Here is a 20,818-nt window from a genome sequence, read left to right on the forward strand (position 1 = left end):
CTACATGATATCCACGGCCAGCTTCGTCGCGCTGTCTAATTGGCTATTGGCGTTAAAAGAGCAATTTCGATCTGCGCCTGCGATCGCGGAACGATCAAATGGCGGAGCATCTCGACATCGTTCCATAAGCCCGTGGGATCATTCCCTTCCGCTGTTCGAAGGGCATTTTTAAGCCACTCGCTCATATTCGGGTGGTCGAGTACCCACGCTATGCGGGCTTGAGCGACCGCGAGAAGCGCCTCGGGTTCATGCGTTGCCATGTAAACCTCCAGTTTCAAGATTAAGGGTTGCACTCGGGGCAGTGCCCGGGGTCGGCCTTGATCGCGGCAATCGGTTGCTCGCGCCGCAGACCGCAGCTTGAGCATGTCCAAACGTCCGCGCGGGTCAGCAGCGTGGGTGCCGCGCACCATTTGCAGGGCAGGCCCGAGAGACGTTCGGTTATGGCGAACCCGGGTTGCCTGCAGTCGGGGCAAGGGCTGCGCGCCTTGCGGATCAGGTCGATCATCGCCCGGCGAATTGCCCGCATCCGTCGCGGATTGCGATGCGCGCGCATATCGGTCTCGATGAACGCGGTTCCACCTTTCGCGAGAGTTTCCGTGATGGCAGTGGCGAGTTCGCCACGGCTCTCGGCACTTTTGACCAGCGCGAGATCGGGGGCGGGTTGTCCGTCGCGGGCGCCGAGCACGATCACGCCATGAGCCGGAAACCCCGCGCGTTCGGCAAAAGCCAAACCGGCATCGATGTCCGATACGACCGCATGAGCGAAGTTTGTATCGGGCGTCGCGTGGTGGCCGATCAGCTCCAGCCCGGTGCGACGATCATGCAGAACGACAATCTCCCGCTCCAGCGGGCAAAACGGGAGATATGGATGAGGCCCGAAGCTTCCTTCGCTGGCGAGCGCCACATCGATTGTCGGGTCGATAGCGAAGGCGGCCTCGATCTTCGCGCGCGCCGCATCGAGTTGCGAGCCCGCCCGAGCGACATCACGGCTGAAGGTGCCAAACGCATCAGTATCAATGTTTGCCGCGACCGTGAGCCGCAGGCCCAAGAACCTGCGAGCCAAGGGTTCGATCACGCGTTCTTTGGCATGCATGGTCGCAAGAAGCGCGTCGTCACCGTTATAAAGAGGCAAGATGCCCGACATCAGAAGTAGCCTTCACGCTTCTTCTGTTCGAGCGAGCCACCGTCCTCACTGTCGCCGATCCGCCCTTGCCGCTCGGAATGCACCGACCCCAAGGTCTCGCGTACGATCGCGAAAAGGTCCGTTTGGTTGACTGGCACGGATTAAGCTGCCTGCTCGACCGGGCGGACGCTTACGCTGGTTTTGGTTTCGGACGTCCAGGAGAGGTTGCCTGTATAACGCCAGGCAAGCCGCCCCGCTTCGTCAAGCGCGAACAGGTGAAGCCAGCGATTATCGAACAGCGCCCTGACGCCGGGGTTCCGCTCCAGAATCACCGACATGGCTTCGCGGGGTGCTTCGATGCACACTGCAAGACGGACCGGTTCGTGAACCAGCTTCGACCCGTCATGGACCGACTGCCACGGCAGCCCGGCCCGGAGCAGGCCCCCGTTGCCTTCGACGATACCGATACCTCCAGTGACGTTATGAAGCAGCTTGTTGCCGCCTCCAAACACGTCGGGTGAGACCGTCGATCCGTAATATTGCAGGCTTATCCAGCTCGCGACCACGACAGGCGCGGTCATGATCAATTCCAGCACACCGAAGTTTGGATCGGTCCGCCAGTCGTAATCATGAAGGAAGGCGCGGCCTTCAAGCCCAACGCCAGCCGTGCGTGCGCGCGGTGCGGCGATGAACGCCTTGCACCCTGCCAGGGCCCATTCCGGGCGGGTCTCGGACCAGTCGCGACTGCGACCGACGATATTCTGTCCGGTCGCTGCGCGCGGTAGCCGCAAGGCACGCTCGCTCCGCGCCATCACACCTGCCGTGGCCAGCCATGACCTGGCGCTCTCGATCCTCGCCCGATGCATCTCGGACGGCTGGTCGTCCGCGAACAGCTGAACCTCATCAGTGGTTGTGTCGTGGAGCGCGCCGACGAACAGTGTATGTGCGGGTACGGCAATTCCGGCGCTCAGTAGCTCCTCGCGCACCGCGGGATCATTGAGCAGGATCGCGAGCAGTCGGGCGTTGACCTCGCCAGAAAACCCGCCGCAGGCACCGCATTGCAGCGCGCTGGCGTGCGGGTTGTTCACGACACTGGCGCCGTGACCGACGATTAGCACCAGCGGCGCGAAGCGGTCTGTCAGGGACATCGCCCGCAGGATGGAGGTCGCCGCCTCTACCCGCGTCGCCAAGTCCAGCGGCGGATCGAGTCTAGGCGCGGGATCGGCGCGTGCCTCGCGCGGCGCGAAGCCCAGCGCGTCACGCACGAGCTTGGCAACATAAATCGGGCCGGACGCCTCGACAAACGCAAACGACGACACCGCCGCGAGCTTGAAGCGGTCCCACGCCCGCGACGCCCGCAGGCCATAGCGCCGCGCCTGATCCTCGGCGTTATCAGCGTCGCTTCCCGCGCTGGATGACACTCCCGGGTTGAGCAGCACCGGCAAGCGCCGCTCAACGACATCCGATGCGAAGCGACGATGCGCGGTCGATAGCCCAAAAAATCCTGCGAAGCCTTTGGTCTCGATCCGGTTCCCGACAGACTCCAGGGCGCGACGGAACACCTCCGAGCGCACGTCGATGCAAAAAGCTGCCTGAAGGTCGGGCTCCACCGCTTTAGGATGCGATGGAGACGAGATCAGTGCCTCACTGAGCTCGCGCTGCGAAGCGCGATCGACTGCTTCCTGTAAAATAGCATCGATGACGTCGTTTTCGCTTGGTTCAAGAGGCGCGGCATAGGCTGCTGCTGCCGCGTACCACTTGTCAGCGATCTGATCGCCGTATTGAGCCCAGAGCGCCTCTTCCCAAACCAAACGAATGGTGAGGAGGTCGGTGATCGTGTCATCGTCTCCACCCGCCAGCTTGGCTTGCCACAGGTGATAGCGCGCATAATGCGACCAGCCACCCAAGGATAGCAGCAGGCGATGAAAGTAGGGTTGCATCGCTGCCGACGGCAGGCTGAGCATCGCGGCTGCGCTCGCCAGCGCGTCGGTAGCAGTGTCGGGGGCGTCGGCGACGAGGGCAGCGAACCCGCGCAATCCGGCGATCTCGGGTGTAAGGTCGTGGGTCGCTACTGCTTTCCACGAGGCATAGGCACTCTTCCCCGCCGGCAGCTTCCAGAGCGCCTGCCCATCATCGAAATAGGCGCCGGCCCACGCTCCGAACCGTTCCGCGATAATCGCCGGCCAATCGATCCCGGAGACATCCGCCACGAGATCAGCGATCGTGGGGAGGGCCACTGGCTCGGGCGGCGTCTCGTCCACTGCGGCGAGCAAGGCCGCCGTCGACAAGGCCGGCCGCGACGAGGTCGACAGTGCTGCGGTGAGGTCCGCCTGCGTGATGGTGCCGGCTGCGATGCGCATGCGGTACCAGTCCCTCGGCATCGTAACCCTCGCGCCCGCCACCCTCGCGAGCAGCGCTGCGGCCTGAGCGAGGTCCAGGTCGGCTTGGCCGAGATACGGATTGACGGCGACGCTTGTCGCCAGCGGCCACGTGGGTGGGATCGCAAGGGCTGCGGCATCCGCGGCCCCGAACAGGTCGTGGAGGCTGTGCTCCGACGTGCTTGAGACATCCAACATTACTTCGCGCTCCGATCCAGTGACAGGGGCCGTTTTGTCGACCAGCCGCCGAGCAGCCGGTCGAAAAGGGCATTGGCGTAGAGTCCGTTGGACAGGTGGACCCGGAGGCCCGCGACAGACGGGTGGGAAGACCAGAGCGGAAACAGCGATTGTGCGAACGCGACGAGCCCGAAGCTTGTCACCGCGAGGACGAGCAGCGCCCATTCCAGCGCGCCGGGTTGCGGCGTTAGCGGCAGGGTTCCAGCTGTAGCCCTGAACGCGACCGCATGAAGCCCGAAATACCCGACCGACGCGGCCGAAGCATAGATCGCCATCCGCCGCATCAACGCACGCGGTGCTGCGTCCGCGAGACCCTGCGCAAGCAGGTAGGCGATGCCGAAGATGAGGATCGCACCAAGGGCAACTGCCTGCGGCGACTTGTGTTGGATGCCGAAGGCGAACCCGACGATGGCGTAAAGCGCAATCGCCGCCAGGAATGCCTGTCCAACGGCCTTCCAGTCAGGAACGGCTACTGGCCCCGGACGCCTGGCGGCTGCGATCCGCTGGACCGCTCCGCCGGATGCGAGGAATGAGTGCGCCTTGTAGAGCGAGTGCGCGACGATGTGGAGGAGCGCCAGCGGGAACAGCGCGAGCCCGCACTGCATGATCATAAATCCCATCTGCGCGATCGTCGACCAGGCAAGCGAGGTCTTCACCGCCGGTTGGGTGAGCATCACCATGCCGGCGAATAGCGCCGTGAAGCCGCCGATCATCGCGAGAACAGCTAGCACCCCAGGGGACAGCAGCATGACGTCGGCGAAGCGGATAAGGAGAAACCCGCCCGCGTTGATCACGCCGGCATGCAGCAAGGCCGAGACGGGCGTGGGTGCTTCCATGACCTCGGTGAGCCAGCCATGGACGGGGAACTGAGCGGACTTGAGCAGCGCTGCCAGCGCTATCACCATTGCGGCAGCCATCGCGGCTGCCCCCCCGATCCCGTTTCTAGCATCAGCAAGGATGGAGGCGATGTCGCCGGTGCCGTAGTTCCAACTCAGCAGCAGCACGGCCACAGCAAGCGCCAGGTCCGCAATTCGTGCCGTGACGAACTTCTTACGCGCGGCGCGCTGTGCCGCCACGCGATCGGCATAAAAAAGCAGGAGCTTGTGGAGACACAGGCTGGTCGCGAAGAAAGCGATCAGGAGTTGCGCGAGGTTGCCCGAGATGACGAGGAACATCACCATACTCAACGTCGCGCAGAGCCAGCCCATAAAAGCGTGCTGGCGAGGCTCGCCGTCGAGATAAGTCGCGGAGTACCGTACGACCACCCACCCGACGAAGGAGACAAGCGTCAGCATGGTGACGCTGATCACATCAAGCCGCGACGACATGCCCCATCCGTGTGTCCCTGCAAGGACCGCGGTTCCACTTCCTGAAATGACCAGGGCTGCGACCGAGGCGATCGAAGCGATCAGCCCCGCGATCGAGAGCGCCTCGATGGCCGATAGGTACGTTCTTCCCATACGGATTGGCGACCACCAGCCGATCGCGGCGGCAGCGATCAGCAGAACGGGAGACGCATATGGAATCAGGGATAAAGGCACCAATTGGTCTCCGGCTTCACAGGAGACGCGCTATCAATACGCTCGCATAGATAAAAATATATTGTTTAGCTCATAACGTTCGCTGTCGTAGAACGACGGGTATGGCTCGGCTGAATTACAACCATCTTCGCTACTTCTGGGCGGTAGCGCGCGACGGGAATCTCACGCGCACGGCGGAGCAGCTCAACCTGTCGCAATCCGCGTTGTCGCTGCAGATCAAGAAGCTGGAACAACAGCTCGGCCACGCTCTTTTCGAGCGACGCGGCCGAGGTCTACACCTGACCGAGGCAGGCCGGGTCGCGCTCGATCATGCCAACACCATCTTCGCGGCAGGTGACGAGCTACTCGGCACTCTCGGTCAAACCGGAGTGGCCCGAGAAGCGGTACGGGTTGGGGCGTTGGCCACCCTTTCGCGCAATTTCCAGTTGAGCTTCCTCCAGCCGCTGCTTGGAAGAACGGACATCGAACTGGTCCTTCGGTCTGGAAGCGCTGCCGAGTTGCTGCTTGCGCTACAGGCTCTCACCCTCGACGTCGTACTGACTAATGTCGTGCCGGCGAGCGACGTACTGGCGCCCTTTGTCGTGCAGAAGGTCGCTGACCAACCGGTGAGTTTGATCGGAGTGCCGCGCTTGCGATGTGAACCATCTTCCATCGAGGATCTGCTGACAACACATCCGATTATCGTACCAACGCCGTTGAGCAGCATCCGCACTGGCTTCGACGCTTTTGTGAATCGGTTGAACCTGCACCCGCAAATTGCTGCTGAGGTCGACGATATTGCCATGATGCGGCTCCTTGCACGCGAAGGATTTGCATTGGCGGTGTTGCCGCCGATCGCCGTACGGGATGAGCTCGCCTCGGGAACGCTCGTCGAGTTCGACAGCCTTGCAGGACTCACGGAAAGCTTCTTTGCCGTGACGGTGAAACGGCGGTTTCCAAAGACAGCGATCGCGCAACTGCTGAAAGCGGTTATCGAATGACGTGCTCCCCTAAAACTCTGCCAGTCTGAGCTAGAGTCCGCCTTCGTGAGGAGACGGACGTGAAGAAGACCAGGTTCAGCGAGGAGCAGATCATCGCGGTGCTGCGTGAGCAGGAGGGCGGGATGAAGACCGCCGACGTGTGCCGCAAGCACGGCATCAGCAGCGCGACGTTGTACGCGTGGAAGTCCAAATATGGCGGCATGGACGTGTCGCAGGCGCGCAAGCTGAAGGTGCTGGAGGAGGAGAACGGCCGGCTCAAGCGGCTGCTGGCGGATGCCATGCTCGACAATGCGGTGCTGAAAGAGGTGGCGGCAAAAAACTGGTGAGGCCTGCCGCTCAGCGGAAGGCTGTCGAGCATACGCGACAGCTGTTCGGCATCAGCGAGCGTCGGGCCTGTACCATCTTCAGCGTGGATCGGACGTCGGTGCGCTACGCGCCCCGGCGTGGTGATGATGGCGACCTGCGGTCGCGGCTGCGCGAGATCGCGGCGGAACGTCGCCGCTTCGGCTACCGGCGGTTGGGGATCATGCTGGCCCGTGAGGGGCTGGTCATGAACCACAAGAAGCTGCTGCGGCTCTACCGCGAGGAGAACCTGCGCGTCAGGCGCCGGCGTGGCCGCAAGCGAGCCATGGGCACGCGAGCGCCCATGGCGCTGCCACAAGGGCCGAACCAACGCTGGAGCCTCGACTTCGTCAGCGACACGCTGATCAGCGGCCGGCGCATCCGCATCCTGGCGGTGGTCGACGACTTCACGCGGGAATGCCTGGCGCTGGTGGTCGATACCTCGCTGTCAGGCGCGCGCGTTGCCCGCGAGCTCGACGCTATCGTCGCTGCTCGAGGCGTACCGCCGCTGATGATCGTCAGCGACAACGGCACCGAGCTGACCAGTCTGGCGATCCTGAGATGGACGCAGGACCGGCCCGTTGAGTGGCATTACATCGCGCCCGGCAAGCCGCAGCAGAACGGTTACGTCGAGAGCTTCAACGGTCGTCTGCGTGACGAATGCCTCAACGAGACGCTGTTCGTGTCGCTCGGCCATGCCCGCTCGGTGCTGCGGCTCTGGCGAGACGACTACAACCACGTGCGACCGCATAGCGGGATAGGCGGGCTGACGCCCGCCGATGCTGCCAGGCGGGTTGTGCAACACCGCCCCGAGGGGCACCATATCAACCCCGGACTCCAGTTATGACTGGAGGAGCTTTGGGGAGCACGTCACTAGCTCGAAAACGAAAAAGCCAGCCATTATGCTGGAACGGGCAATCAAGGAGGAGACATTGGCGAATGAGAGCGAACAGGCTTATTTTGCTCGCCGCGCACAGCAGGAACTTGATCTAGCTGCTGCGACTACGGATCGCTCGATCAAGGCAATCCATCTTGATTTAGCCGCGCTATACGCGGCCCAACGGGAACAGGCCGCTCGTGGAGAGCCGGTGTCACTCAAAATCGTCGGCTCAGCCTAGATCAGCCCCAAGGTTGCAAATTGCAGCAGTGAACGCTGGTTCCTGCTTACATCTGGTGAGTACGGGCGGCTGAGTCTGACCGCGATGTCGAACGCCGGCGGCGACAGGCTGGCGCAGAAACGATCGCTCGTATTATGCATCGTTCGTCAGCCCGCGCCCACCAGCTTCAACCCTCGCATTGCTCCAAGTCGTGCGTCGAGGGGTAGCGCACCCGGCCAGCGGTCAGGCTCGAGTTCGGGAAGCGCGTCAAGTTGTTCGGCCGAAAGCTGGGATACGACATCGCAGCCGTTCAATTCGACGGCCGCCGGATCGAGCGGATGCAGCTTCTCGCCCATACCGCCTAGACCGCCTCGGGCTACGACAAGATAGACGATGTCGCGATCCTCGCGGCTGACCATCGCGTCAACCACGGTCGCGATTGTTTCGCCGTCGAGGTTGACCACAGGCGCGTTTACGAGCGTACACGCCGACATCAACGTCGGCCCCTTCATGCGCTCCGAGCGTTTCGCCGCGCGCCTGCTTCCGTCCGAGTGCTTGGCCTGCCGGCCGAGCCAGCGCCAGATGCCGACCAAGTTCACCACGGTGAGAAAAGCGTTTGAGACGAGCAGCCCCTGCTGACCCGTACCCATGCCTAGGATCGACCAGCAGATCGAGCCCAGCGTGAACACGGCGAAGCCCCAGCCTGTGACCCGCGCGCCTAGGTTCGCCGCGGTCATCATCGCCGCGATCATGGTTGCGGCCGGCGCGATCCAGCCCGCTATCTGCTCCATCGTTCACCGTTGAATCTACTCAGCATGGCTTTGCGAACGTCAGGCTAGGTCAGGTCGTTCCGGTTCGATCCGTTCAGTCGATCAATGCTGTCTGAGCGGGCCACGATCCTCAACGTTGCCAACTGTCATCAAGAGGCCGAAATGGCTCGACCTCGCAGCTCGTCGCGGATTTGCTTTGACGCCCTCGGAGCATCGTCACGAACCGTATCGCCCGAACGGCATCGACATTGTTTATTCCAGTAACACCCCTTCCTGGAAAAAACATGGTGGGCGGGCGAGGGCGCTTCGGCTACGGATTTGCACCCCGATCGAGACCGGTCTCACACCCGTGCGACCGCATCTCATCCACTTTGTCGAGCGAACACGCCCATGGTCACAGACGATGAGAATCCGGACCGCGTCGGCGAGACTGGCGACGACCGCGTCGAGATCGACGCGTCGTCGACCGCAGCGGACGATGCCGACAGGATCCGCAATTCCTCGGCCGATGCGCCGCCGGCCGACCTCGACGCGATCATCACCGGCGCGCTGACCGTCGTCGATCGTGTCGAGCCGCAGGATCTGTATCTGCCCGAGCTGGCGCCCAGCGACCAAGAGCGCGTCGACGCGTTCCTCCGGCAAGGGCGCGCCGCGGCGACGCTGCAATCCTACAAGTCCGACTGGAACCTGTTTCTCGCCTGGTGCCTCGAGCGGCGCTACCGCCCGCTGCCGGCGACGCCGGCGACGGTCGCCGCGTTCCTGAGCGAGCTCGCCACCACCGGCTTCACCCCCGCGGCCGAACAGCGCACCAAGACCGGCAAGCTGCGCGCACCCCGAGCGCCCAGGCCGCTGACCCGCTCCACGATCGACCGGCGCCTCGCCGCAATCGTGTTCGCGCATCGCATGGCCAAGGTCGAGCCGCCGACGTCGCAGCCCGGCGCCGGCGACCTCGGCCTCGTCATGGGCGGCATTCGCCGCACCAAGGCGGGCACCGAGAAGCTCAAGAAGCGCGCCGCTGACGGCGACATCCTGCGCGACATGCTCCGCAGCATCACTGGCGACGACCTGCGCGCGCATCGCGACCGCGCGCTGCTCGCGATCGGCATGGGTGGTGCCTTCCGCCGCTCGGAGCTGGTGGCCATCACCCTCGCGCAGGTGACCCGGGACCGCGAAGGGCTAACCGTAAGGATCAAGACCTCGAAGACGGATCAATTCGGCCAAGGCCAGGGTGTCGCCATTCTCGACGGGCCCAGGCTGGAACCGGTGCGCCACTATGAGAGCTGGATCGAGAAGGCCGGCATCACGTCCGGTCCGGTGTTCCGCAAGCTCACCCCGCAGGGCCGCCTCACCGACAAGGCCATGAGCACCAAGGGCGTCGCGCTGGTGGTCAAGGCGGCCGCGGCGGCAGCGGGATATCCGCCCGAGGCGTTTGCCGGACACTCGCTTCGCGCCGGGTTCCTCACCGAGGCGGGACGCCAGAACGCCAATCTGTTCAAGATGCGCGAGCACAGCCGGCACGCCTCGATCGACATGGTCGCCGAATATGTGCGTGAGACCGAGCGGTACCGAGACCACGCCGGCAAGGGGTTTATGTAGCCGTTGACCAGCCTCCTGCCCTGACGCTCTCGACCATAGGGTAACTGAAAGCACGAGAGCGAGCTGCCGGACCCCGGAGAGCGCCTGACATGCTCGAAGCGCACGTGCTTTCAGTTACCCTGTCCCCCAGGCGGGCGGATCCGGCGCTTCAGGGCGGCATAGGGAAACTGAAAGCACGAGGATTCGCGGGATAGGGAAACCGAAAGCACGAGCCGCGGGACGCGACTCTCGCGCCCACTGCCGTTTACCTTGCGGATGTTGCCAAGTCGGGGATTCCCGGTGCGCGCGACCTCGCCGTCGATCGACCGCGAGAAACCAAGAACAGGGGACGCCGTGCAAAATAGAAAAACCCGGCACTAGGCCGGGCTTTTCGGAACCTCGGAGAGGCCGTGTAGCAGCGATTCCCTAGCCGAGCTCCGCAAACGCAGCAAGAGAAAAGCGCGATACGCGCCACGGATGTCTGCGTCCGCACGGAGTCCCAAAGGGGATTTTCCGAATGATGTCCTATGCCTATGCTCCTGGCGCCGGCCACCGCCGGATCGACGAGCGAACCGCCGCCACCAACCAGCTTGCGCAGGCCTTCGCCGGTCTCCCAGAGGAGGTGAGCCACAGGCAGGTCCTCACCATGTTCAAGCGCGCGGCCCCATATCTCGGCATCCCCCCTCGCCTCGTTCATGCGATTGACACGCTGATGAGCTGGTCGCGGCCTGTCGACTGGATGGACGGTGAGCGCCCGATCGTCTTTCCGTCGAACGAGAAGCTGACCCAGAAGCTCGGCATCGGGGTCCGGCAACTTCAAAAAATGCTGACCAGCGCGGCCCGGTTCGGGCTGCTCACCCACCGGGACAGCGCCAACGGCAACCGGATCGGCGCGCGCGGCAAGGACGGCCGCCTGATCTACGCCTACGGAATAGACCTCAGCCCATTGGGCGCGCGCTACGAGGAGTTCGTCCAGGCCGCCGCCGAGGGCACCGCCGCCGACCAGCGGATCGACGTCCTTCGCAAGCGCCTGACGGCTGCCCGCCGGCGCATCCGCAGCCTCGCCCAGCTTGTCGAGGACGAGATGATCGAGTCAATCGACGCGCGCACCGCGGTCGAGATCGCGCAGCTGGCTACCCGCCAGATGCGAGCCGTCCGGGACGAGGCCCTCCTTGGCGCCTGTGTCGAGCAGATCGAGGCACGCGCCGAGGAGCTGCAAAAGGCGGTTACCAGCGTGTTCGACGGGCTCCAATCGAGCAAGAATCAGGAAAAAGATTCGCCCTCGGACGACCTTGAAGACACCCTCATTACAACTACAAACCAACCTAAAACTGCTAAAGCAGATTACAGTAGCGGCTTTCCGGAAAAGAGTAGTGGATCTCGGTACGACGTCCGGGACCCTAACCCCCAGACGGAGGTCGAGGCGGACCTTGCGAAGCACGGCGTCGATCCGGGCTTCATCGCCTCGGTCATTCCCGAATTCATGCTGCCCGGGACCCAGCCGCCGACCTGGGGAACGCTGATCGGTACGGCCGAGCGGCTCGTCGACCAGGCCTCGATCCATCGAAACGTGTGGCACGAAGCCTGCCGCCTCATGGGTCAGAAGGGGGCAGCCGCCTCGGTGCTCGCCACGGCCCACAAGCACATGCGTGGAGATGTCGATCGCCCCGGTGCCTATCTGCGCGGTATGAACAGGCACGCCGCATCGGGTCTGCTCAACCTCGGGCGAACCTTTCACGGCCTCAAAGACAACGCCAGGTCAGAGGGCATGCGGTCGCTCGCATCCGGGGCCGAGCCTCGCTCGGTCGGCCAGCTCGCCGCCGCGGCGCTCAACCTTGCACGGAACGCCCGCTCGGGGCGGTTGCTATGAGGGAGATACGGAAACTGAAAGCACGAGCCCCCTCCCCTGCCCCATCGGCCCCGGATGGGAAAATCGTAGCCGGACGTCCCCAGCGCCATCAATCCTCGTGCTTTCAGTTACCCTATGTCGCGTCGGGGATGATAACCCGGCTGAAGCTGATATGATGGCCGGACTTATCGGAAAGGAGCGATGATGGCGAAGCCCCCCGCCCTACCGCGGCAAATCTCGCTGTTCGACATGGACAGCCCGCTGCACGGGAATGTGCGGGGCGAGCGCAGCATCATGGATTATCCGTTCTTCGCGCTGTCGAAGAATGCGCACATGGATCCAATCGAATATCGTCACGACGACGTGACGATCCAGATCCGTCCCAGCGCGACCGGCGTTGCGACGATGTGGGACAAGGAAATTCTACTCTACGTCGCCTCGTTGGTGGCTCAAGCGATAGCTGATGGCCAGGTTGCCGATGAGGACGTCACCTTCACGGCGCATGACTTCTTCCGTATCACCGGTGTCGAGCGGCCCTCCACGCGGGACTACAAGCGGTTTGCTGAGGCGCTCGAGCGCCTTCAAGGCACACAGATCAAGACGAATATCGAGACCGGCTCGAAAATCGATCGTGGCTGGTTTTCCTGGCTTTCCGAAGCTCAAGTCGAATACGAACGCAAGGCAAACGGCGACGAGCTGCTGAAATACGTGCGAGTTCGACCATGCAACTGGCTATACCGCGCGATAAAGCGTGATCAGCGGATATACCATTACCACCACGACTATTTTAGGTTGGGTGCGATCGAGCGACGAATGTACGAAATTGCCCACTGCTATTGCGGTTCTGGGCCTATTGAGATCGAACTTGAGGAACTTCACCGCAAGATCGGCTCGATGGGGCCGGTGAAGCGCCTGAAGCAGCTCGTCAAGACGATCGAGGGTGAGAACCGACTGCCCGAGTACGACGTCGACCTACTCGAGACCGTCAGCGGCGAGCACACCGACACGATCGGCCGCCGGCGCAAGTCGGTGACCACGACGGTCCGGCTGCGGCCGCGTCAGCGCGCCATCGGCGCGCAGGTTTCGGCCGAGGCGTAGCCCCCTCCCCTCCCCTACCGCGTCCCGTCGCAACGAAACTCGACGCTTCCCCGTTAAGTATCCGAAAGGGTCTCGACGATAAGGATCGGGTATGCGGCAAGCGACTCTCGACGCCTGGATCTCCCTCTACGCCGCCGTGGGCCTGCTTGTGGCGATGTGCGCCGTGTTTGCGATCATCAAGACCATCCATGACTATCGGACGGGAGCCAGCACCGTCACGACGACGACCGTGCTCGACAAGGTTCTCGCTGCGCCACGGGTCTGGGTCCGCTGGCAGCTCAACTACCTTCAAGGAGCACCCGCGATCCTCGCGATCGCGACCCTCTACGCCCATCACCTCGGGTTCGGCACGCTCGTCGACGTGTAAGCGAGGAGCTGCACGCCCCGGAAGACGGGCGGCCTGACCGTCGTCGCTGCAGTCTGGATCGTCGCAGTGCGGAAAGCACTCGCGCTCCACCCCCGCGTGATTGCCGACACGTAGCCGATCGTCTCGCGGAACGGCGGGATACGGCCGTTCAGCCTCACCCGTCCCGGCCCGGCATTGTACGCGGCCAGCGCCAGATCGACCCGTTTGAACTCGTCCAGGTGCTCGCGGAGATAGCGGGCGCCTCCCCGGAGGTTCTGGAGCGGGTCGCGGGAGTCGAAGACGCCTAGATGGGACGCTGTACCCGGCATCAACTGCGTCAGGCCGACCGCGCCTTTGGCAGAAACGATGAGCGGGTCGTACCGGCTTTCCTGCGCAACCAGGGCATCGAAGAGGCCAACGGGAACCCCGGCTTCGCAGGCAACCGCAGAAATCAGGGGATAGTAGCGTGCGCGACGCTGCTCCAGGAACGCCGGCAGATCGCCACGGGGCCTGTAGGGCGAGATCGAGCAAGCGGCGGGGCTGTAGAGGTACGGCCCGACCGCGGCCGCTGCGACCATCCCCGCCGCACTTGCCCTGCCCGTCTGCATCCAGAGCGGGACCGGGATCGCTGATCGCTCAACTGGCGCGGGTAGGGGCGCAACCGCAGGCACGAAGCTCGGCGCGGGCACCAGGCCCGCGAAGTCGATGGCAAGCGCTTCCGGCGACACTGCCGGTCGGGCCTGTACCGAGGGCTTTGCGGTTCGGTGCGCAGCCCCCTTCCCTATCTCGATCACCACGCCATCGTCGAATGTTCGGAACGGCACGAGCTCGACCTGCTGCGCGTCCGCGCTCGACCAGCCTAGCACCGCCAAGGCAGCTCCGACCAGACACGTCGACGAAAGGCTTTTGATCCCCACCACGCGTCAAGCGGACCACAGGCTATGCTGCCTGACAACGTGGAAAGTTTTTACACAGTTGCAGTACAACCGCGGTGCAAAGCGCATTGCCAGTCGCTTTCCAGCTACCACCCGCTTGTAACGCGCATTGCCAAGCGAAGGACGCTGCGCCATACAGTGCAGGTTGAAGTGCAAAGCGCAGCACAATGTCCTGCGCTTCAGCGGTACAGAGCGGGGACAGCATGCCGGTTATACTTGTTGGATCGATCAAAGGGGGCGTCGGGAAGTCGACGACTGCCCTCGCCCTCGCCTCGGAGATCCGATCGGCCGGGCAAACGGTCCACATCATCGACACCGACAAGCAGAACTCGCTGTACCGCTGGTACGAGGATTGGAAGCTGAAGGATCGGATCGTGGTCGAGGACGGCCACCGCATGTCCCAGAAGGAGCTGGAAACCGCGGTCTATGAAGCCTCGCGCGAGCACCCGTTCGTTATCGTGGACGTAAAGGGCGCCATGAACGAGGCCATTCTCCACGCGACTCGACAGGCAGACCTGCTCGTCATTCCCCAGCGCGCCTCGGCCGCGGACCTCGAACGCTCGATCGAGTTTCTGGACCAGATGGAGTTCATCGAGAGCGCACGCCGAAGGCCCCTGCCCCACCGCGTCGTCTTCACCCAGCGCAGCGCGGCGATCATGTCACGCGCCGATCGCGAGATCATGGACCAGACCCGCGAGGCGGTGGAGGTGTTCTCCTCTGAGCTTTTCCAGGGTGACGCCTACAAGGCCATGTTCCTCTACCGGATGACGCTCGAGGAGCTCGACGCCCACGGCCTCTCACGCACCGAGCGCGCGCGTCAGCAGGTGCAATCCTTGCTTCGTGAGATTGTCGCCATCATCAAGGGAGCATCACGGGCATGAGCGAGACCTCCGCACCCGGGCCGAAGAAGTTCGCGAGGACGGACAGGTCCCCTGCTCCAAGCGATCTCGACCTGTCGGATATTCGCGCCACGCCTTCGGCGCGGCCGGGCGCCCCGATGAGCCTCCCCGACGACTACCAGGCCGCGTCAGGCCCTCGGCGTCGCCGAGCGCGCGAGACCAAGAGCAAGACGCTCACCATGCGGATCAAGCCATCGACCTTCGCTCGGTTCGACGAGTTCTGCGACCGCGAGCAATTGTCCCAGTCGGACGCGTTCGATCGCCTGCTGGACCTGGCCACGCGCCCTAAGGACTGAGAGCCTTAACAAGCGCAAGTCAGATGCAAGGCGAAAGCGCAGTGCACTTGTATCGTGCTTTGCACAGCGCAGGACTTCCGCGCTTTTTTACGTTTGTCATTTTCATCCCAAATGCCCGAAAGGAAAGGGAAGGGGGCGGGTGCATCGTGAGAAAGGATGCACGATGCCCTTAGTCGCACTGAAGCCTACCCAATTGGTTGTCGACATCGTCGGCACATTGGGCGGCACCTGGCGGGGCTACCACGCCATGTGCCCGTGCCCGGCCCACGCGGACAAGACGCCGAGCCTGTCGATCCGACAGGGACATGACGGGATTCTTGTTCATTGCTTCGCCGGGTGCGATCCCGGCGACATTCTGCGAGAGATCTCGCGCCTGCGGCCAGGAAAGCGTTACCTTGTCCCCGCGCCATCACGCCCAGCACGCCAGCCCAATGTCGAGCGAATCTGGACCGAGGCGGTGCCGGTCAACGGTACGCCGGCCGAAGCCTACCTCTTGCATCGAGGCATCGTGGCGCCGTTCGACGACCTTCGCTTTCATCCGCGATGTCCGCGCGGTCCGAAGCCACTGACCCGGTTCCTTCCGGCGCTGCTCGTCGCCGCGCGCGAGGCGCGTGCGCTCCGCGCGATCCAGCGCGTCTTCCTCGACCTGGAGAATGGCGGCTACATCGACAAGGTCATGTTAGGAACGCCTCATGGTGCGAGCTGGCAGGGACGACCGATCACCGACACGCTGGCGCTGGCGGAGGGCTTCGAAACGGCAGCTCGCTTCACCGAACTCAACGGCATCCCGTGCTGGGCCACGCTCGGCGCGGCGAGGCTCGACCGGGTTCATATCCCGCCATCGGTGCGGTTCCTGATCTTCGCCGAGGACAACGACCCTGAAGGGCGCCGAGCCTGCCGCAAGGCGTGGGCTGCCTATCGCCCTCGCGGCTTGGAAATGCGGCGCATGCCGCCACCCGGCCAGTTCGCCGACTGGGCGGAGGTCGAGACCGGAGCATGGAGGGGAGGGGGAGCTGGTCGGTGAGCTGCGACGGGCAGCCACAACCCAGGAGACCCCCATGAGCGACCTGTTCGACGCCGCGCGCGATCGCGCGTCCTGTTGCACGACCGCCGCCCGCTTTCTCGTCCCCGCCGTCCTCGGCGAAGCGAAGATCACGCGGGCGATGCTCAACGAGGCGATGACCAGCGCCTATGGCGGTTCGGACGCCGACGACCGTTGGACCCAGCGCGAGAGCTTCGAAGTGCTGGAGCATGCCCTTGCGCTTGCCATGCGCAACTGCAGTACAATGCGCCAGCAGATTGCAAAGCAGGACGTGCTGCAGGCGATTGATTTGCTCGACCGGTTGCCGACGCAGACGGTCAGAAGCGAGGAGCAGATAGAGTGGCAGCAGTTCTCAACGCCGCTCGACCTTGCCGCCGTGGCCCTCATGCTTGCGGCCGCCACGCCCGACGACGTCGTCCTTGAGCCCAGCGCTGGCAATGGCCTCCTCGTCGCGCAGCTCGGCCCTTTGGCCGCCTTGCAGCTGAACGAAATCGATCCCGCACGACGGGCTCGCCTGCTGGCGACCTTCCCCGATGCACCGGTGTCCGGCCACGACGGCGCCGCGGTCGCGAGCATCATGGCCTCGCTCCCGCGCCCCAGCCTGATCGTCATGAACCCGCCGTTCTCCCGGTCGATCGGGCGCGGCCTCGACGCGCTCGCCGCGGTGCGCCACCTTCAGGCCGCGATCAAGCGCGTCCGGCCGAACGGACGCGTGGTGGCGATCATGCCGGACTGGTTCAGTAACTCGGCTCGGATGGGTGAGATCTGGGCGGCGACCCTGGACCAGGTCTCGATCAGGACGTCGATCCGCCTGACCGACGCTTACGGCAAGCACGGCACGGGCGTCGCCGTACGGCTCTACGTGCTCGACAAGGCCGTCGGGAAGGGGACCAGCGTAACGCTGCAGCGGGGCACCGTCGCCGAGCTGCTGCCCGCGCTCGACGTGCCTGAGCGCCTGACACTGGCCCCGCTGATCGACAAGGCGCCGGTGACACGCGGCGGCAGTGTGTCGCTCTTCCGAAGCGTCCGGTCGAAACCGGCCTCTGCGCCGCGCCTGTTCCGCGCGCCTACCCGGAACGAGGTGGCGCCGGTCACCTATCAGGTCCTTGAGACCCCGGCGCCACTCGCGGAGCAGACCGGCGTCTACCTGCCCTACCGGCCGAGCCGCATCGTCTTCGACACCGCCGGCGAGCATCCGACGGCCCTGGTCGAGTCGGTCGCGATGGGGTCGATCCCGGCTCCGATCCCCAGCCACGTCCCGTCGCTGCCCGAGCGCACCGTCACCGAGCGCCTGCTGTCCTCCTCGCAGCTGGAGACGGTCGTCTATGCGGGTCACGCGTGGACCCAGGTCATCCCCGGCCGGTTCCGGGCAGACCCGGAGGGCGTCGGCCTCATCATCGACGAGAACGGCAGCCAGTATCGCAAGGGCTTTTTCCTAGGCGACGGGACGGGAGCAGGGAAGGGGCGCCAGATTGCGGCCGTGATCCTCGACAACTGGCTCGCCGGCCGTCGACGCGCGATCTGGGTCTCGAAAAACGAGGCGCTCCACGCTGATGCCGTTCGCGACTGGACCGCTCTTGGCGGGCTCGCCGCCGACGTGCAGCCGCTCTCGCGCTGGAAGATCGACGAACCGATCAGCATGTCCGAAGGCGTTCTGTTCGTTACTTATCCTACGCTGCGCTCGTCCCGGGGCGACGCGAGCCGCCTCGAGCAGATCCTCACCTGGGCAGGGGAGGACTTCGAGGGCGTGATCGCCTGGGACGAGGCCCACGAGATGGGCGGCGTCGCGGGGGGCGAGGGCAGCATGATCGCCAAGAAGGGCTCCCAGCAGGGCATCGCCGGCGTTCTGCTCCAGAACCGCCTGCCCGGCGCGCGCGTGCTCTACGCGTCCGCGACCGGAGCCTCCGAAGTCAACAACCTCGCCTATGCGGTGAGGTTGGGCCTGTGGGGTCCCGACACTGCGTTCGCCAACCGCGAGGCGTTCATCACCGAGATCCGACAGGGTGGCATCGCCGCGATGGAGCTCGTCGCGCGCGATCTCAAGGCGACCGGTCTCTACACAGCGCGAGCGCTGAGTTTTGCCGGCGTCGAGTACGACATCCTCCGGCATGAACTCTCGCCCGAGCAGATCGAGGTGTACGATACCTACGCAGACGCCTGGGGAATCATCCACCGCAACATGGAGACGGCGCTCGAACTCACCGGCGTCGTCGACGCGGTGGAAGGCGAGACGCTGAACTCGGGTGCCAAGGCCGCTGCGCGGTCCCGCTTCGAGAGCTGCAAGCAGCGCTTCTTCGGTGCGCTCCTCCTGTCGTGCAAGCTCCCGACGGTCCTCGCCGCCGTCCGCCAGCATCTGGAGGCCGGGCAGTCGGTCGTGCTCCAGCTGGTCAGCACCGCCGAGGCGATCCTCGATCGTCGGCTGGGAGAGCTTTCACCCGATGAACGGGCCGAGCTGGATCTCGACCTCTCCCCGCGCGAGGCAGTCATCGACTACCTGCAGCGCGCATTCCCGGTCCAGCAGATGACACCTTACCGAGACGACACCGGCGAGACCCGAAGCCGACCCATGTTCGACGAGCGCGGCACCCCGGTCACCAACCCGGAGGCCGAGGCTGCGCGCGACGCGCTGATCGAGCAGCTTTGCGCGCTCCCGCCGATCGCGGCCGTCCTCGACGGCATCCTCGAACATTTCGGCCATGACAATGTCGCGGAGGTGACCGGACGGACCAAGCGCCTTGTCGGCACGGCAAGCGGCACCCAGAAACTGGAGAGCCGCTCCGCGCGAGCGACCCAGGCGGACGCCGCAGCCTTCATGGAAGGTACCAAGCGCATCCTCGTCTTCAGCGACGCGGGCGGCACCGGGCGCTCGTACCATGCCAGCCTCGCGGCCAAGAACCAGGAGCAGCGTGTCCACCTCCTCCTGGAACCTGGCTGGCGCGCCGATCGTGCGATTCAGGGGCTCGGACGCACCCACCGCACCCACCAGGCCTGCTCGCCGCTGTTCCGGCCGGTCACCACGGACTGCAAGGGGGAGCTGCGCTTCACGTCGACGATCGCGCGCCGGCTCGACAGCCTTGGGGCTCTCACCCGGGGTCAGAGGCAGACGGGGGGCCAGAACCTTTTCGACCCGGCCGACAATCTCGAATCGGAATATGCCAAGGCGGCGCTGATCAGCTGGTATCACCTGCTCAAAGCGGGCAAGCTGACGAGCACCAACCTGGTCGACTTCCAGCATCGCACCGGCCTGGAACTCCTCGACAAGGACGGCGTCCTGAAGGAGGAGCTCCCGCCGATCCAGCGTTGGCTCAACCGCCTCCTCGCCCTGCCAATCGGGCTGCAGAATCTGATCTTCGACGAGTTCCTCGCGCTGGTCGAAACGCGGGTCGCGGCCGCGCGCGAGGCCGGTACACTCGATGTCGGGGTCGAGACCATGGCGGTCGACACCGCGACCGTCCTCGACGACACCGTGCTGCGGACCGATCCGATCAGCGGCGCGACGTCGCACCTTCTCACGATCGAGGTCGCCCGTCGCCGGCAGCCTGTGCCGCTCGACCGGGCTCTCCGCATCGCCGACAGCGACGGCACGGCGACCTTCATGCGCAACAGCCGATCCGACAAGGTGGCGCTGCGGACCGCCGCGAGGTCCGGGATGACCGAGGACGGCGTCGCGGTGCTCCGCATCGAGCTGATGCGCCCGACACGGCGCGAATACCTCGCCCTCGATGATCTCTACGAGACCGCGTGGGAGGAGTGCCCGCCCGAGGTGTTCACGGCCGCCTGGGAAGCCGAGGTCGAGGAAGCGCGGACCAAGGTCGACACGGAGACGATCCGCCTCGCCACGGGGCTTCTGCTGCCGATCTGGTCCGCGCTTCCGAGCGATCACCTTGTCGTCAACCGCATCGTCGATGGGGAAGGGCGTTCCTGGCTTGGCCGCATGGTTTTCCCGCGCGACATCCACACGCTCTTCAGCAAGCTCGGCCTCGACGAACCCCAAGTGCTCGAGCCCGACGAGATCGCCCAGGCGGCGCTGGGCGGGGGTTCGATCGTCCTCAAGCGCCCGTTCGCCTGCGAGGTGAAGCGCGCGCGGGTCAACGGCAAGCCGCGCATCGAACTGGTCGGCGCGCCCGTGGCGCAGCTGCCCTGGCTGAAGTCGATCGGCTGCTACACGGAGATCATCTCCTACAAGACGCGCGTCTTCATCCCCAACGAGGGCGCAACCGAGGTGATCGGCCGCCTGACGGCGCAACACGACGGCTGAGGCCGTCAGGACCGGAGCGGGAAGGAGAGGGGGAGCGGGGAGGGTGCTTGGT

The 20,818-nt window shown here is 64.6% G+C and carries 17 protein-coding genes; 11 read left to right on the plus strand and 6 right to left on the minus strand.

What is annotated here, in order from left to right; translation table 11 throughout:
• Nucleotides 1–35 precede the first annotated feature (35 nt).
• From ABC319_RS18960 to ABC319_RS18975, 4 genes are all read right to left on the minus strand, one after another.
• Nucleotides 36–260, minus strand: coding sequence for a hypothetical protein (locus ABC319_RS18960; protein WP_413071823.1), 225 nt, complete (start codon nucleotides 258–260; stop codon nucleotides 36–38).
• 20 nt (nucleotides 261–280) lie between these two features.
• Complete coding sequence (locus ABC319_RS18965; protein ID WP_413071824.1) at nucleotides 281–1,144, minus strand: DUF6671 family protein; 864 nt, start codon at nucleotides 1,142–1,144, stop codon at nucleotides 281–283.
• A 140-nt stretch (nucleotides 1,145–1,284) separates the two neighbouring features.
• Entirely contained in the window at nucleotides 1,285–3,699 is a 2,415-nt protein-coding gene (locus tag ABC319_RS18970) for a YbcC family protein (RefSeq protein ID WP_413071825.1), read from the minus strand.
• Nucleotides 3,699–5,279, minus strand: a complete 1,581-nt coding sequence (locus tag ABC319_RS18975) for a proton-conducting transporter transmembrane domain-containing protein (protein ID WP_413071826.1) — start codon at nucleotides 5,277–5,279, stop codon at nucleotides 3,699–3,701. Before ABC319_RS18975 ends, ABC319_RS18970 begins: the two co-directional genes overlap by 1 nt.
• Nucleotides 5,280–5,380: 101 nt before the next feature.
• Here ABC319_RS18975 and ABC319_RS18980 point away from each other — a divergent pair, with 101 nt between their 5' ends.
• The 3 genes from ABC319_RS18980 to ABC319_RS18990 all read left to right on the plus strand — a co-directional run bounded on the left by ABC319_RS18980 (nucleotide 5,381) and on the right by ABC319_RS18990 (nucleotide 7,719).
• Entirely contained in the window at nucleotides 5,381–6,259 is an 879-nt protein-coding gene (locus ABC319_RS18980; RefSeq protein WP_413071827.1) for a LysR family transcriptional regulator, read from the plus strand.
• 59 nt (nucleotides 6,260–6,318) lie between these two features.
• Nucleotides 6,319–7,448, plus strand: a protein-coding gene (locus tag ABC319_RS18985; protein ID WP_413071828.1) for an IS3 family transposase whose coding sequence is annotated in 2 segments (ribosomal slippage) — nucleotides 6,319–6,568 and nucleotides 6,568–7,448 — 1,131 coding nt in all. Because the reading frame shifts where the segments join, the coding sequence is not laid out codon by codon here.
• Nucleotides 7,449–7,503: 55 nt separating this feature from the next.
• Nucleotides 7,504–7,719: a hypothetical protein gene (locus tag ABC319_RS18990; protein ID WP_413071829.1), complete on the plus strand. Its 216-nt coding sequence runs from the start codon at nucleotides 7,504–7,506 to the stop codon at nucleotides 7,717–7,719.
• 146 nt (nucleotides 7,720–7,865) lie between these two features.
• Here ABC319_RS18990 and ABC319_RS18995 read toward each other — a convergent pair whose 3' ends face one another.
• Entirely contained in the window at nucleotides 7,866–8,489 is a 624-nt protein-coding gene (locus ABC319_RS18995) for a PRC-barrel domain-containing protein (RefSeq protein ID WP_413071830.1), read from the minus strand.
• Between the two features lie 369 nt (nucleotides 8,490–8,858).
• On the opposite strand from ABC319_RS18995, the gene ABC319_RS19000 reads away from it, so the two are divergent.
• The 4 genes from ABC319_RS19000 to ABC319_RS19015 all read left to right on the plus strand — a co-directional run bounded on the left by ABC319_RS19000 (nucleotide 8,859) and on the right by ABC319_RS19015 (nucleotide 13,357).
• On the plus strand, nucleotides 8,859–10,064 hold the full coding sequence (locus tag ABC319_RS19000; protein ID WP_413071831.1) for a tyrosine-type recombinase/integrase: 1,206 nt from the start codon (nucleotides 8,859–8,861) through the stop codon (nucleotides 10,062–10,064).
• A 496-nt stretch (nucleotides 10,065–10,560) separates the two neighbouring features.
• On the plus strand, nucleotides 10,561–11,913 hold the full coding sequence (repC, locus tag ABC319_RS19005; RefSeq protein ID WP_413071832.1) for a plasmid replication protein RepC: 1,353 nt from the start codon (nucleotides 10,561–10,563) through the stop codon (nucleotides 11,911–11,913).
• A 183-nt stretch (nucleotides 11,914–12,096) separates the two neighbouring features.
• Nucleotides 12,097–12,990: a replication initiator protein A gene (locus ABC319_RS19010; RefSeq protein ID WP_413071833.1), complete on the plus strand. Its 894-nt coding sequence runs from the start codon at nucleotides 12,097–12,099 to the stop codon at nucleotides 12,988–12,990.
• Between the two features lie 91 nt (nucleotides 12,991–13,081).
• Nucleotides 13,082–13,357 (plus strand): hypothetical protein, encoded by a 276-nt coding sequence (locus tag ABC319_RS19015; protein WP_413071834.1) that lies wholly within the window; start codon nucleotides 13,082–13,084, stop codon nucleotides 13,355–13,357.
• Here the strand turns inward: ABC319_RS19015 and ABC319_RS19020 are convergent.
• On the minus strand, nucleotides 13,324–14,202 hold the full coding sequence (locus tag ABC319_RS19020) for a lytic transglycosylase domain-containing protein (protein ID WP_413071948.1): 879 nt from the start codon (nucleotides 14,200–14,202) through the stop codon (nucleotides 13,324–13,326). The genes ABC319_RS19015 and ABC319_RS19020 overlap by 34 nt on opposite strands.
• Before the next feature lie 272 nt (nucleotides 14,203–14,474).
• Between ABC319_RS19020 and ABC319_RS19025 the strand changes: the two genes are divergently transcribed.
• The 4 genes from ABC319_RS19025 (at nucleotide 14,475) to ABC319_RS19040 (ending at nucleotide 20,766) form a co-directional block, all read left to right on the plus strand.
• Nucleotides 14,475–15,152, plus strand: a complete 678-nt coding sequence (locus tag ABC319_RS19025) for a ParA family protein (RefSeq protein ID WP_413071835.1) — start codon at nucleotides 14,475–14,477, stop codon at nucleotides 15,150–15,152.
• Nucleotides 15,149–15,466, plus strand: coding sequence for a hypothetical protein (locus ABC319_RS19030; protein WP_413071836.1), 318 nt, complete (start codon nucleotides 15,149–15,151; stop codon nucleotides 15,464–15,466). The genes ABC319_RS19025 and ABC319_RS19030 overlap by 4 nt, the downstream gene beginning before the upstream one ends.
• A 193-nt stretch (nucleotides 15,467–15,659) precedes the next feature.
• Nucleotides 15,660–16,490, plus strand: a complete 831-nt coding sequence (locus ABC319_RS19035; RefSeq protein ID WP_413071837.1) for a DUF7146 domain-containing protein — start codon at nucleotides 15,660–15,662, stop codon at nucleotides 16,488–16,490.
• Between the two features lie 34 nt (nucleotides 16,491–16,524).
• Nucleotides 16,525–20,766 (plus strand): strawberry notch-like NTP hydrolase domain-containing protein, encoded by a 4,242-nt coding sequence (locus tag ABC319_RS19040; protein ID WP_413071838.1) that lies wholly within the window; start codon nucleotides 16,525–16,527, stop codon nucleotides 20,764–20,766.
• Nucleotides 20,767–20,818 lie beyond the last annotated feature (52 nt).

The sequence above is a fragment of the Sphingomonas phoenicis genome, from assembly GCF_047238005.1.
Lineage (GTDB): Bacteria > Pseudomonadota > Alphaproteobacteria > Sphingomonadales > Sphingomonadaceae > Sphingomonas.